Source organism: Pseudoalteromonas sp. ATL1 (assembly GCF_058933015.1).
This window is the reverse complement of the sequence record NZ_JBZYXL010000001.1, coordinates 806,943-819,405: the sequence shown is the minus strand read 5'-3', so window position 1 is coordinate 819,405 and position 12,463 is coordinate 806,943. Positions and strand designations below refer to the sequence as shown.

General features: G+C 44.7%; 14 protein-coding genes and 1 tRNA gene. 6 read left to right on the top strand and 9 right to left on the bottom strand.

What is annotated here, in order from left to right; all coding sequences use genetic code 11:
• Positions 1 to 119: 119 nt before the first annotated feature.
• The 9 genes from rplL to deoC form a co-directional block, all read right to left on the bottom strand.
• Positions 120 to 482 carry a 50S ribosomal protein L7/L12 gene (rplL, locus tag AC5FX4_RS03525; RefSeq protein WP_493605126.1) on the bottom strand — a complete coding sequence of 121 codons (363 nt, stop codon included), beginning with the start codon at positions 480 to 482 and terminating at the stop codon, positions 120 to 122.
• A 71-nt stretch (positions 483 to 553) separates the two neighbouring features.
• Positions 554 to 1,048 carry a 50S ribosomal protein L10 gene (rplJ, locus tag AC5FX4_RS03520; RefSeq protein WP_128725818.1) on the bottom strand — a complete coding sequence of 165 codons (495 nt, stop codon included), beginning with the start codon at positions 1,046 to 1,048 and terminating at the stop codon, positions 554 to 556.
• A gap of 335 nt (positions 1,049 to 1,383) precedes the next feature.
• Positions 1,384 to 2,085 (bottom strand): 50S ribosomal protein L1, encoded by a 702-nt coding sequence (rplA, locus tag AC5FX4_RS03515; protein ID WP_070989995.1) that lies wholly within the window; start codon positions 2,083 to 2,085, stop codon positions 1,384 to 1,386.
• Positions 2,086 to 2,090: 5 nt separating this feature from the next.
• Entirely contained in the window at positions 2,091 to 2,519 is a 429-nt protein-coding gene (rplK, locus tag AC5FX4_RS03510; protein ID WP_493605125.1) for a 50S ribosomal protein L11, read from the bottom strand.
• Between the two features lie 176 nt (positions 2,520 to 2,695).
• Positions 2,696 to 3,253, bottom strand: coding sequence for a transcription termination/antitermination protein NusG (gene nusG / locus AC5FX4_RS03505; protein ID WP_152087339.1), 558 nt, complete (start codon positions 3,251 to 3,253; stop codon positions 2,696 to 2,698).
• A 4-nt stretch (positions 3,254 to 3,257) separates the two neighbouring features.
• Positions 3,258 to 3,635: a preprotein translocase subunit SecE gene (secE, locus tag AC5FX4_RS03500; RefSeq protein ID WP_493605124.1), complete on the bottom strand. Its 378-nt coding sequence runs from the start codon at positions 3,633 to 3,635 to the stop codon at positions 3,258 to 3,260.
• 130 nt (positions 3,636 to 3,765) lie between these two features.
• Positions 3,766 to 3,842, bottom strand: a tRNA-Trp gene (locus AC5FX4_RS03495).
• Positions 3,843 to 3,964: 122 nt separating this feature from the next.
• Positions 3,965 to 4,468, bottom strand: a complete 504-nt coding sequence (locus tag AC5FX4_RS03490) for a hypothetical protein (protein ID WP_493607765.1) — start codon at positions 4,466 to 4,468, stop codon at positions 3,965 to 3,967.
• A complete protein-coding gene (deoC, locus tag AC5FX4_RS03485; protein ID WP_493605123.1) occupies positions 4,452 to 5,201 on the bottom strand; it encodes a deoxyribose-phosphate aldolase in 750 nt (249 codons plus the stop codon). The genes AC5FX4_RS03490 and deoC overlap by 17 nt, the downstream gene beginning before the upstream one ends.
• A gap of 333 nt (positions 5,202 to 5,534) precedes the next feature.
• On the opposite strand from deoC, the gene cysG reads away from it, so the two are divergent.
• From cysG to cysQ, 6 genes are read left to right on the top strand one after another with little or no spacing between them, the layout of a single operon-like run.
• Positions 5,535 to 6,956: a siroheme synthase CysG gene (gene cysG / locus AC5FX4_RS03480; protein ID WP_493605122.1), complete on the top strand. Its 1,422-nt coding sequence runs from the start codon at positions 5,535 to 5,537 to the stop codon at positions 6,954 to 6,956.
• A 43-nt stretch (positions 6,957 to 6,999) separates the two neighbouring features.
• The gene (cysD, locus tag AC5FX4_RS03475; RefSeq protein WP_493605121.1) at positions 7,000 to 7,899 is read left to right on the top strand and encodes a sulfate adenylyltransferase subunit CysD; all 900 of its coding nucleotides are present in this window, start codon (positions 7,000 to 7,002) and stop codon (positions 7,897 to 7,899) included.
• The gene (gene cysN, locus AC5FX4_RS03470; protein ID WP_493605120.1) at positions 7,899 to 9,314 is read left to right on the top strand and encodes a sulfate adenylyltransferase subunit CysN; all 1,416 of its coding nucleotides are present in this window, start codon (positions 7,899 to 7,901) and stop codon (positions 9,312 to 9,314) included. The genes cysD and cysN overlap by 1 nt, the downstream gene beginning before the upstream one ends.
• Positions 9,315 to 9,347: 33 nt before the next feature.
• On the top strand, positions 9,348 to 11,072 hold the full coding sequence (locus tag AC5FX4_RS03465) for an SLC13 family permease (RefSeq protein ID WP_493605119.1): 1,725 nt from the start codon (positions 9,348 to 9,350) through the stop codon (positions 11,070 to 11,072).
• Between the two features lie 12 nt (positions 11,073 to 11,084).
• The gene (gene cysC / locus AC5FX4_RS03460) at positions 11,085 to 11,681 is read left to right on the top strand and encodes an adenylyl-sulfate kinase (RefSeq protein ID WP_493605118.1); all 597 of its coding nucleotides are present in this window, start codon (positions 11,085 to 11,087) and stop codon (positions 11,679 to 11,681) included.
• Positions 11,682 to 11,684: 3 nt separating this feature from the next.
• The gene (cysQ, locus tag AC5FX4_RS03455) at positions 11,685 to 12,458 is read left to right on the top strand and encodes a 3'(2'),5'-bisphosphate nucleotidase CysQ (protein WP_493605117.1); all 774 of its coding nucleotides are present in this window, start codon (positions 11,685 to 11,687) and stop codon (positions 12,456 to 12,458) included.
• Positions 12,459 to 12,463: the final 5 nt, after the last annotated feature.

Genomic DNA, 12,463 nt, shown 5'->3' with positions numbered 1-12,463 from the left:
AAATTTAGAATTTTATTGCGCAATAGAAAGACTTCTCGCTATAGCGCAAAAGGGCCGGTGATTAAATAATCACCAGCCCTTGCCTGATTGCTCAGGCAGCGAACCTAGCGTTAGCTAGATTACTTGATCTCAACTTCAGCACCAGCTTCTTCAAGATCTTTCTTAAGTGCTTCAGCTTCTTCCTTAGATACACCTTCTTTGATAGGTGCAGGAGCAGACTCAACTAGAGCCTTAGCTTCTTTAAGGCCTAGACCTGTAGCGCCACGTACTGCTTTGATAGCAGCAACTTTGTTAGCGCCAGCAGCAGCTAGGATTACGTCGAACTCAGTCTTCTCTTCAGCAGCTTCAGCAGGACCCGCAGCAACAACAGCAGCAGCTGCAGTTACACCGAATTTCTCTTCCATTGCTTCTACTAGTTCAACAACTTCCATTACTGACATTTCAGCAATAGCGTCAAGGATTTGGTCTTTAGTTACAGACATTTCAAATTTCCTAATGATTTACGAACCCATGTGGTTCAAAAAATTTATTAAAGAAAGGAGCGGGGCTTAAATTAAGCAGCTTGCTCAGCTTTCTGTACACGTACCGCTTCAATTGTTTTACACAATTTGCCAGCAGACGCTTCTTTCATAGCGCTCATTAAGCGTGCAACAGCTTCGTCGTAAGTAGGTAGCTTAGCAAGCATATCTACGTCAACGATTTTGCCTTCGAATGCAGCAGTTTTAAGCTCGAATGCTTCGTTCTTTTTCGCGAAATCTGCAAAGATACGCGCAGCAGCACCAGGGTGCTCTGAAGAGAAAGCGATAAGGCTTGGACCAACTAGTGATTCATTAAGGCATTCGTAATCAGTGCCTTCAACAGCACGTTTAGCTAGGGTGTTACGAACAACTTTCATCCATACACCAGCTTCACGAGCTTCTTTACGAAGAGCAGTGATTGCACCTACTGTTACACCACGAGAATCAGCAACAACTGCTGAAAGAGCACCTTTGGCAGCTTCGTTGACTTCAGCAACAATTGCTTTTTTGTCTTGAAGATTTAAAGCCATGGGTGTTACTCCTGGTTTATAGAAAAACAAAGATTTGTTTTTCAGTTCTACTCTACCCTGCTAAAAATTTTAGCAGAGATGCTTTTTACGGCGAGAGCCAGAAGATTAGGAAAAATCTAGCTGGGATTCACACCGTCTACGTAGGACGATTAAGGCCGAAGCCACCTACGGTCTTGGACGGAAGCGCAATTTATCGCGTTACTTAAAAAGTGTTGCGAAATTATACGCTTCAACCCGAATTCTTTCTTTGTTGAATTTTTTCGTATGAAATAATCAACAAAATGGCGCAAGATTATAGTTCAAAAATTACGCCATGTAAATGCTATTCTCTAAAATTATACTTGCGTATTTAGAGTAGCTTGGTCAACAGCAACACCTGCGCCCATAGTTGTTGAGATGCTTACTTTCTTCAAGTAAGTACCTTTTGCTTGAGAAGGCTTAGCTTTCTTAAGCGCAACAAGTAGAGACTCAAGGTTTTGTTGTAGCTGTTCAGCAGTGAAGTCCACTTTACCGATAGTAGTGTGGATGATGCCGTTTTTATCGTTGCGGTAACGAACCTGACCAGCTTTAGCATTTTTAACTGCTTCTGCAACGTTAGGTGTTACAGTACCAGTTTTAGGGTTAGGCATAAGACCACGTGGACCTAGGATTTGACCTAGTTGACCAACAACGCGCATTGCATCTGGAGAAGCAACAACAACGTCAAAGTTCATTTCGCCTTTCTTAACTTGCTCAGCAAGGTCTTCCATACCAACTAAATCAGCACCAGCTTCTTTAGCAGCATCAGCGTTAGCACCTTGAGTGAACACAGCTACGCGAACGTCACGACCAGTGCCGTGTGGTAGTACAGTTGCACCACGTACGTTTTGGTCTGATTTACGTGCATCGATACCAAGGTTAACGGCAACGTCAACACTTTCAACGAACTTCGCTGTTGCTAATTCTTTAAGCAATGCAACTGCTTCATTGATTTCGTAATCTTTAGTAACATCCACTTTTTCGCGGATAGTACGCATACGTTTAGTAAGTTTAGCCATTTCTATTAACCCTCTACGTTCAAGCCCATTGCACGTGCAGAACCTGCAATCGTGCGAACTGCAGCTTCCATGTCAGCCGCTGTTAAATCTGGACGTTTAGTCTCAACGATCTCTTCAAGTTGAGCACGTGTAACAGTACCCACTTTCTCAGTGTTAGGACGGCCAGAACCAGACTTGATGCCTGCAGCTTTCTTAAGAAGGTAAGAAGCAGGTGGAGTCTTCATTTCGAACGTGAAAGAACGATCGTTGTATACAGAAATAACTACAGGAACAGGTGCGCCTTTTTCGATAGACTCTGTACGTGCGTTGAACGCTTTACAGAATTCCATGATGTTTACACCGTGTTGACCTAGTGCAGGACCTACTGGAGGGCTAGGGTTAGCCATACCAGCAGCAACTTGTAGCTTGATTAGAGCTTCAACTTTTTTAGCCATGATAATACCTCATTAGGTGGGTCTTAGCCTTGTGCGCGCGAGGACGCGTACTCAAACGGCTTCCCAATTAATAAAAAAACTTTTTGATTTGGTAAAGATTTAATCTTCAGCCTACAAAAAGGCCGCTGATTATAAGTTAACCAGCGGCCTTTTTCAATAGCTCTTACGAGAAAGAATTACTTATCTTTCTCTACTTGACCAAATTCTAAGTCTACTGGAGTCGAACGACCAAAGATCAGAACCGACACTTTTAAGCGGCTCTTTTCGTAATCCACTTCTTCAACCACACCACTGAAGTCTGCAAATGGACCGTCAGTCACACGCACCACTTCACCCACTTCGAACAAGGTTGCTGGCTTAGGCGCTTCAGCATTTTCTTGTAAACGGTTAAGAATACGGTCAGCTTCTTTTTTGCTGATAGGTGCTGGGCGGTCTGAGGTACCACCAATAAAGCCCATCACACGTGGCGTACTGTTTACTAAGTGCCAGCTCGCATCGTTCATGTCCATTTCAACCAGTACATAGCCTGGGAAAAATTTACGCTCAGATTTGCGCTTTTGACCGGCTCTCATTTCAACTACTTCTTCAGTAGGAACAAGCACTTCACCGAAGCTATCTTCAAGGCCTTCAATTTTGATATGCTCAATGATAGTTTGAGCAACGCGCTTTTCAAAACCTGAAAACGCTTGAATTACGTACCAACGTAATTTCTTTTCTTTGTTCTCATCCGACATGGGATCAGATCTCCAATCCAGTTAAAAAGCCAACAACTCTAAATAAAATGCCGTCCAGACCCCACAGGATCAACGCCATTACTACTGTCGCTGCCATTACGATAAATGTAGTGTGAGTTGTTTCTTGACGCGTTGGCCAAACAACTTTACGTACTTCGATGCGAGACTCTTTTGCAAAGGCAATAAAAGTACGCCCCTTCTCAGTAGTTACTGCAACACCTAAAGCAGCAGCCACTGCTGCAACCACACCCACGGCACGTACCAGAACAGACATATCTGCATAAAGATAGTTGCCAACTACCGCACCCATAAGTAGCGTGATTGCAATTAGCCATTTTAACATGTCCATCGAGCTAGACGGGTTTTCAACATTAGTGCTCATAATTTATTTTACCTTAAATACAGACACAACAACCCTGCATATAACAGGGTTAATCCATTAAATCCAAATTTATAAATAAGCGCTTAGGATTTAAAACACACATTTTTAGATTTGGACTCACGTTATGAATTGGCAGGGGCGGCAGGACTCGAACCCGCAACCATCGGTTTTGGAGACCGCTGTTCTACCAATTGGAACTACGCCCCTGCAAAGTGGATGCCCATTATACTGACGAACAATTTGAAAACAAGAGTAAAAGATGTGCAAACATAAAAATCCTGCTGCAAAACTCACATCCTTTTTAATAAATGGGGTATTTCTTGGGCAATTCAAGTATCTAGGCGGATAAGATCGGGATTGTAAAAGTCTGTTAATAGCCAAATTTGCTCGAAGGCATGATTGCTTGGATAATCAACATGGCCGACAATCGCCGTGAAGTCAGAGTGATGCCATAACGTACTGGCATTGCGTATTAACAGCCAAGTTCGATTCGAGTGATAACGCTTGAACGCTTTTTGATTGAGTAATCTTCCTAACGCAAATTTTAAACGCTGTTCGCTAGGGGCTTGCGCCATAGCGGCGAGCTCTCTTTGCGTTTCCAGTGATAAAGGCCTACCGAGCACTGCCATCGCCTCTTTTTCACTCGCATATAAGTGCGCGACTTCGATATCAAGGCGCTCATCACCTTGATAACAGCTCACATCCGGTTTGCTCGGTTCATTATGCCAGATATGCCGCATTGGAATACCATATTGCTGCTCGTAGCAACGCAAAAATAACTTAGCGGCACCGTGTTCAAGTTGTAATTTCTCTAAATCACTTTCTCTGGGCATTGATTGTTTCATAGACATCCGCTAGTAGACTCGATGCACCAAAGCGAAAATGTGCTACATTGAGCCAACTGCTCCCCATAATTTGTTCGGTTAAGCGCAAATATTCCGCGGCTTGAGCAACCGTTTTAACACCGCCAGCGGCTTTGAATCCCACGCTTTTTCCAGACTCTTTTATACACTCGAGCATCACTTCGGTTGCCTCGAGTGTTGCATTAATATCGACTTTACCGGTACTGGTTTTTAGAAAATCAGCGCCAGCCAGCAACGCCACTTCACTGGCTTGTCGAATTAACGACTCAGTTTGTAGTACGCCACTTTCAATGATCACCTTTAACTGTGCCTTACCTTTGCATAGTGCTTTACTCGAATGCACATATTGCCATGGCGTGTCAGGGTCGCCAGCGATTAATTGTTGATAAGGTAATACTAAATCAATTTCATCCGCCCCCTCTGCAAGCGCTTGCTCTGTTTGAGCCAGTACGGTTGCTAGAGGTTGTTTGCCATCCGCAAAGTTGGTCACCGTCGCGACTTTGACTTGTTCAAGACCACGCACTCGCAATAATCTCTTTGCCAACGCAACAAACTGGGGATAAACACACACCGCCGCTGGCAAACCCAGCTCGGGGTCAATACTGTTAATCAAGTTTTCAATTGCGTGGTTATCATCATTGTCGTTCAATGATGTCAGGTCCATCAGGCTCAATGCTAATTTAGCATCTTCATACAATGCCATTACTATGATTCCATCTTTATCAATTTCTTGGCTTAGTTAAAATCATCTCGCCGCATTGCCACAGGACATATGTCCGCACCGCAATGCAACTGACGCACTATGAACTCGCATATATCATAACCAAACACTATAACGAGTGTGACACACAACTCAACATCTCGCAAAGTACTGTAAATAAAGCCTTAAGCCATTTCGCAAGTTGATATATAACTTTTGGTTATATAAACGAGGTTTTAATTATTTTTTCCTCGACAAGGCTCACTATATTCTGCTCTCCTGTTCGCTATGGCTATCAGCAGCTAGTGCGTTGTTTAAGTATTTTTGGAGCATGTTGTGCAGTACTTACCTATTTTCACCAAACTTGATAATAAGCCGGTTCTCATCGTCGGTGGCGGTGATGTAGCGCTTAGAAAATGCCGCGCTTTTATTAAAGCACGCGCTGATGTGACGGTTGTTGCACCTCACTTCTGCCATGAATTTCATGAGCACGCACAAAATAACGAAGTCATTTTAGTAGAAGGTTACTTCAACGAGTCACATTTAAATGGACAAATGTTGGTGATCGCTGCCACCGATAATGACAATGTGAATAACACGGTCTTTGAGTTAGCCAACGCTCGCAATATCTTTGTCAATGTGGTGGACGACCAGCCGAAATGCACCTTTATTTTTCCATCTATTGTGGATAGAGATCCGATCACCATTGCTATCTCTAGTGCGGGTACTGCCCCCGTATTAGCAAGACGTTTACGCGAAAAACTTGAGGCACTTATTCCACAGCATATCGGTCCGCTCGCCAAATTGGTGGGTAGCTTTAGAGAACACGTTAAAGCGCGCTTTAAGCATTTTGCAGATCGCAGACAATTTTGGGAAAGCGTGTTTGACTCAAGTGTAGTGAGCAAGGTGCAAGCGGGTGACACGCAAGGCGCAACCGAGCAATTGCATGAGATGTTAGATGCCAAACCAGAACCTGAGGGCGAGGTCTATATCGTAGGTGCGGGTCCTGGCGACCCAGAGTTGCTCACATTAAAGGCTTTACAGCTCATGCAACAAGCGGATGTCGTGGTTTACGACTACCTCGTTTCAGATGAAATCATGGAGTTAGTGCGTCGCGATGCTGATCTTATCTGTGTAGGTAAGCGTTTAGGCAATCACAGCGTAAAACAAGAAGATACCAATAAAATGCTGGTTGAGTTAGCTAAGCAAGGTAAAAAAGTATGCCGTATTAAAGGTGGGGACCCGTTTATTTACGGCCGTGGTGGCGAAGAAGTACAAGTGCTTGCAGCCAACCAAGTTCGCTATCAAATCGTGCCAGGTATAACAGCGGCTGCGGGCTGTAGTGCTTACGCGGGTATACCGTTAACACACCGCGATCATGCGCAAGCCATTCAATTTGTAACTGGGCACTGTAAAAAAGACGGTCAAGAGCTTGATTGGCCTTCTTTGGCTAAGCCAAATCAAACTGTGGCCATTTATATGGGCGTGATAAAATCACCGCATATTCAAGCACAATTGCTGAAGTATGGCCGCGCAGGTACCACACCTGTGGCGATCATCGAAAATGGCACCCGTAAAGAACAGCGGGTTGTTAGAACGCAGCTTGATCAATTGGCCGCACAAATAGAAGCGCAGCAAGTTGTATCTCCAGCGTTACTCATTATTGGTGAAGTTGCCGCACTCCATGAACAACTTGCTTGGTTTGGACAAACCACACAAGTGAGCAGCTTCGCTCAGCCACTCACTGATGTGGCATAAACCGATTGTATGTAATTTTAATATTTGATGTAGGACGACTATCATGGCTTTAACACACCTTCAGCAGCTTGAAGCTGAGAGTATAAAGATTATTCGCGAAGTCGCCGCCGAGTTCGAAAATCCAGTAATGCTTTACTCTATTGGTAAAGACTCTTCGGTACTTCTGCACTTAGCACGTAAAGCGTTTTACCCAGCGAAGATCCCGTTTCCACTATTGCATGTGGACACCGACTGGAAATTCCGTGAAATGATTGAGTTCCGTGACCGCTTAGCTAAAGAGTATGGGTTTGAGTTACTCGTTCATAAAAACCCAGAGGGCATCGCTATGGGGATCGGGCCATTCACACATGGCTCTGCGAAGCATACTGATGTAATGAAAACCCAAGGTTTAAAGCAGGCACTTGATAAGTATGGCTTTGATGCTGCATTTGGTGGTGCACGTCGTGACGAAGAGAAATCTCGTGCCAAAGAGCGTGTTTATTCATTCCGTGACAAATACCACCGTTGGGACCCCAAAAACCAACGTCCTGAGCTGTGGAATACCTATAACAGCCAAGTGAACCCAGGCGAAAGCATTCGCGTATTCCCGCTTTCAAACTGGACTGAGCTGGATATTTGGCAGTATATCTATCAAGAAAACATTGAGATGGTGCCGTTATACCTCGCTAAAGAGCGTCCTGTGGTAGAGCGCAATGGCACGTTGATCATGGTTGATGACGAACGCATGCCATTAGAAGAAGGTGAAGTGCCGCAAATGAAATCAGTGCGTTTCCGTACGCTTGGTTGCTACCCACTAACAGGTGCGGTTGAATCCACAGCGAGCACGCTAACTGAAATTATCGAAGAAATGCTGCTATCAACGTCATCTGAGCGTGAAGGACGAGTGATTGACCACGACTCAGCTGGGTCGATGGAGAAGAAAAAACGTGAGGGGTACTTCTAATGTCTACAGCCAACGAAGTTAGAGAATTAGGTATTGATGCCTATCTTGCTCGCCAGCAAGATAAAAGTTTATTGCGCATGATGACCTGCGGCAGTGTAGATGACGGTAAATCAACACTGATTGGTCGTTTACTTCACGACAGTCATCAGATTTACGAAGATCAGTTAGCTGCATTACACAAAGATAATGAGAAAGTCGGTAATGCGGGCGAAGAACTGGATCTTGCGTTACTCGTTGATGGTTTACAAGCCGAGCGCGAACAAGGGATCACCATTGACGTTGCTTATCGTTATTTTTCAACGGCAAAACGTAAATTCATCATCGCTGACACGCCGGGGCACGAACAATACACGCGCAACATGGTCACCGGTGCATCAACCAGTGATTTGGCCATTATTTTGGTTGACGCACGCTATGGCGTGCAAATTCAGACTAAGCGCCATAGCTTTATTTGTGACTCTTTAGGTATCAAGCAATTTGTTGTTGCGATTAACAAAATGGATATTTGCGACTTTGATGAAGCGGTATTTAATCGTATCAAGGAACAGTACCTAGAATTTGCCAAGCAACTGAATGTCACCGACATCAAGTTTGTGCCTATGTCAGCACTAAAGGGTGATAACGTGGTAACACGCTCTGAGCACACCCCTTACTACACGGATAAACCATTGCTTGAGCTACTTGAGGACTCACCGGCTGCAGCAGCAAACACTGAGTTTGAAGCGCGTTTCCCTGTGCAATATGTGGTGCGTCCAAACCTTGATTTTCGCGGCTTTCAAGGCACGCTTACTTCAGGGTCATTGGAAGTGGGTCAAGCGGTTAAAGTGCTACCATCGGGTAAGCAATCTAGCATCAAAGAGCTAGTCACGTTTGATGGCAATCTTGAGCAAGCTGAAACAGGGCAGGCATTCACTATCACTCTGAATGACGAAGTGGATGTTAGTCGTGGGGACGTGATTGTGCCAGCCGATTCTAGCGCGCAAGTCACCAACTTGATCCAAGCTAAGCTGGTATGGATGCACGAAGCACCATTAGTTGTTGGTAAGAGCTATAACTTTAAATTAGGTAGCAAAAATACCTCTGCTATTGTTAAGCACATTGACCACACGATTGACGTTAATACGCTTGAACATGGCCAAGCAGATGCTCTACAGCTGAATGAAATTGCGATTGTCACGCTTGAACTCACTGAAAGTATCTTAGCTGACGTTTACCGTAACAACCGTGAAACCGGTGCGTTTATCTTAATTGATCGTCTAAGCAACTTAACCGTGGGCGCAGGCATGGTCGAAGCATTAATGTCGGCACAAGAAACAACACAAACTCAATTTAGCGAGTTTGAAGTTGAACTGAATGCACTGGTTCGTAAGCACTTCCCTCACTGGCAAGCGCTTGACATCAGTAAGCTAAAGTAACAATGTTTTGCCTGTTATTAGGAGCGTTTTTGCATGTATGAGCAGTTAATTTTAACAGGCATTATGTTAGCTCTTGTTGGGTGCCTTTTCGGCACCCGCTTTAAGCCCGCTTGGCTGTTTGTTGGTGCGATAAGTGCCAGCTACCTTGCTGGACTTATTGAACTTGAAGGCATGCTGGTAAACTATGCTAACCCGTCACTGATCACCTTAGTGTTGTTGGTGCTGGTGTCGATTGCCATCGAAAAAACCACCTTGGTACAGACCTTAGCGCAATCGTTAGCGAAAGGCAGCTTATCCAAGTCAGTGATGAAATTAGGGCTATCCACCGCGTTTTTATCATCGTTTACTAACAATACCGCTGTTGTGGCGTCGTTGATTTCTGCTATCAAGGAAAGTCCGACCCATTCACCATCAAAATTGCTATTACCACTTTCTTATACTGCCATTTTGGGTGGCACTTTGACGCTTATCGGCACTTCGACAAATTTGATTGTCAATGGCTTTGCCGTTGAGGCAGGCATGCAACCACTGGGCTTTTTTGACTTCACCCTAGTCGGCTTAGGCGCACTGTTGGTGGGCCTGCTCACTATCATGGCGTTTCTTAAATATTTACCCGATAACGGCAAAAACGACCAAGAAGTGGTGCCCTTTTATCTTGAAGGTAAAGTGCAACCCGGTTCAAAGTTGATTGGCCGCACGGTAGAAGAAAATGGTTTACGCGATTTAAAAGATTTGTTCCTAGCTGAGATCATTCACGGCGAGCGACGCATTTGCGCGGTGACACCACAACAGGTTATTCAACAAGGTGATGTTCTGCTATTTGTGGGTGATATTAAATCCGTGCCCCTCTTGTCACGTTTCGACGGTCTTAAAATTGTCCACGATAAACATGAAAAAGATGTGGAGCACCTCGTTGAAGTCGTCATGAGCCAATCATCTAAGTACATAGGTAAAACGGTAAAAGAAGTGCGCTTTCGCGAGCAGTTTCATGCGGCGGTTATCGCCATTCGTCGTGGCCATGACCGATTGCAAGGCGGCCTTGGACAAGTAAGACTGCAAGCAGGTGATTCATTGATTTTGGCACCTGGCAGTCAATTTTATGAACTGCCCGATCTCAAACGCGAATTTGTGTATATTTCAGGGCTTGATTTGCAAGCGCACCTCAAACCAATGCAGTCTAATCTTGTGTTAGCAGCTTTTAGTGGTGTGTTGGCGCTGAGCATATTTGATCTATTCCCTCTCGTAAAAGGCCTCATGGTTTTACTGCTAGGGCTATTTTTGACTGGCACCATAAAACTTAACGAGTTAAAAAGACGCTTCCCGCTTGAGCTCCTGGCGATTGTTGGTAGCGCGATTGGATTAGCCAAACTGATGATCGAAACGGGTCTGGCCGGGCAAATATCCAACGCACTGTTTTATGTGCTAGGTGATTTCGGGCCATATGGCGCGTTTATCGCTATTTTTGTGATGACGGTGATATTCACCGAACTCATTACCAATAATGCGGCAGCTGCACTTTCGTTTCCTGTAGCCTATGCATTGGCTATTGGTTTCAATGTCAATCCATTACCATTTGTCATGGCGGTTGCGTTTGGCGCGTCAGCGAGCTTCATTTCACCCTTTGGTTATCAAACTAATTTAATGGTGTATAGCGCGGGCAATTACCGTATTAAAGATTACGTGACCATGGGATTACCCTTGTCAATAATCTATTCAATTACTGTTTTAACCTTAATCCCTTTGGTTTTTCCATTTTAGTAGGCACCCAGTATGGACGAAAATATCGTATGGCATAACTATGCCGTTGACAAAAACCAGCGCAGCGAACAAAAACGTCATAAGCCCTGTGTGCTTTGGTTCACTGGCTACTCAGGATCGGGAAAAAGCACCGTGGCTGGTGCACTAGAAAGCGCGTTACATCAACAAGGTGTACACACCTACTTACTTGATGGGGATAACGTGCGTCATGGCCTGTGCAAGGATTTAGGCTTCAGTGATGAAGACCGAGTGGAAAACATTCGTCGTGTCGGCGAATTAAGCAAGCTCATGGCGGATGCGGGTTTAGTGGTTCTAACTGCCTTTATTTCACCCTTTCAGGCAGAACGTGATATGGTACGTTCGCTACTGGATGAAGGCGAATTTATAGAAGTCTTTTTAGATACCCCGCTAGATGTGTGTGAGCAACGAGACCCTAAAGGCCTGTATAAAAAAGCCCGAGCGGGTGAAATCAAACACTTCACGGGTATTGACTCTGAATATCAGGTCCCTAATAACCCGGAAGTTATTTTGGACACGAGTACAAACTCGCTCGACCAATCTGTTGCACAGTTAGTAGCATACCTAAAAGACAATAACATCATAGGATAAGCCATGAACCAAACAGATCTGCTTGAAGAGATCCTTCTGTTGGCACGAAAAGCCGGCGATGCCATTATGCCGATTTATGCCAAAGACTTTAATGTCGAATACAAGGCCGACGAAAGCCCTGTAACGGACGCCGATTACGCGGCACATAAAGTGATCGTCGCAGGTCTTAAGGCTTTAACGCCCGAGTTACCAATCCTCAGTGAAGAAAGCGCCAACATTGACTGGGCCACACGACAAACTTGGCAGCAATACTGGCTAGTTGATCCAATTGATGGCACCAAAGAGTTCATTAAGAAAAATGGTGAATTCACTGTCAACATTGCGCTTATCAAAGATGGTAAGCCTATTCTCGGTGTAGTCCATGCGCCAGCATTAAATGTGAGTTATCTTGCCGCCGAAGCAATTGGTGCGTTTAGAGAATGTGGCGAAGCTCGTATTGAACTGAAAGTGACCGAAAAGGCCAACAAAGGTAAAATTAACGTGGTGGGCTCTCGTTCACACCCATCTCCCGACTTAGCCGCTTACCTTGAGCAATTTGATGAGGTTGAAATGGTGCCAAAAGGCAGCTCGTTAAAACTTTGTTTAGTGGCTGAGGGCCAAGCTGATATTTACCCTCGTTTAGGTCCAACAAGTGAGTGGGACACAGGAGCCGGTCATGCCGTTGCGCACATTGCAGGTGCCAAGGTTACACAAGTTGATGGCTCTCCTTTACTTTATAATCAAAAAGAGAGTTATCTTAACCCTTACTTTGTTGTTTCAAGACTCGTTAGCGAATAACAGCA

What these genes read in the sequence shown, in the direction of transcription:
- AC5FX4_RS03465 (WP_493605119.1), top strand. Translation starts at nt 9,348, where the DNA reads ATGTATGAGCAGTTAATTTTAACAGGCATTATGTTAGCTCTTGTTGGG.
- cysQ (WP_493605117.1), top strand. Translation starts at nt 11,685, where the DNA reads ATGAACCAAACAGATCTGCTTGAAGAGATCCTTCTGTTGGCACGAAAA.
- cysC (WP_493605118.1), top strand. Translation starts at nt 11,085, where the DNA reads ATGGACGAAAATATCGTATGGCATAACTATGCCGTTGACAAAAACCAG.
- rplJ (WP_128725818.1), bottom strand. Translation starts at nt 1,048, where the DNA reads ATGGCTTTAAATCTTCAAGACAAAAAAGCAATTGTTGCTGAAGTCAAC.
- rplL (WP_493605126.1), bottom strand. Translation starts at nt 482, where the DNA reads ATGTCTGTAACTAAAGACCAAATCCTTGACGCTATTGCTGAAATGTCA.
- AC5FX4_RS03490 (WP_493607765.1), bottom strand. Translation starts at nt 4,468, where the DNA reads ATGCCCAGAGAAAGTGATTTAGAGAAATTACAACTTGAACACGGTGCC.
- secE (WP_493605124.1), bottom strand. Translation starts at nt 3,635, where the DNA reads ATGAGCACTAATGTTGAAAACCCGTCTAGCTCGATGGACATGTTAAAA.
- cysN (WP_493605120.1), top strand. Translation starts at nt 7,899, where the DNA reads ATGTCTACAGCCAACGAAGTTAGAGAATTAGGTATTGATGCCTATCTT.
- rplA (WP_070989995.1), bottom strand. Translation starts at nt 2,085, where the DNA reads ATGGCTAAACTTACTAAACGTATGCGTACTATCCGCGAAAAAGTGGAT.
- deoC (WP_493605123.1), bottom strand. Translation starts at nt 5,201, where the DNA reads ATGGCATTGTATGAAGATGCTAAATTAGCATTGAGCCTGATGGACCTG.
- rplK (WP_493605125.1), bottom strand. Translation starts at nt 2,519, where the DNA reads ATGGCTAAAAAAGTTGAAGCTCTAATCAAGCTACAAGTTGCTGCTGGT.
- nusG (WP_152087339.1), bottom strand. Translation starts at nt 3,253, where the DNA reads ATGTCGGATGAGAACAAAGAAAAGAAATTACGTTGGTACGTAATTCAA.
- cysD (WP_493605121.1), top strand. Translation starts at nt 7,000, where the DNA reads ATGGCTTTAACACACCTTCAGCAGCTTGAAGCTGAGAGTATAAAGATT.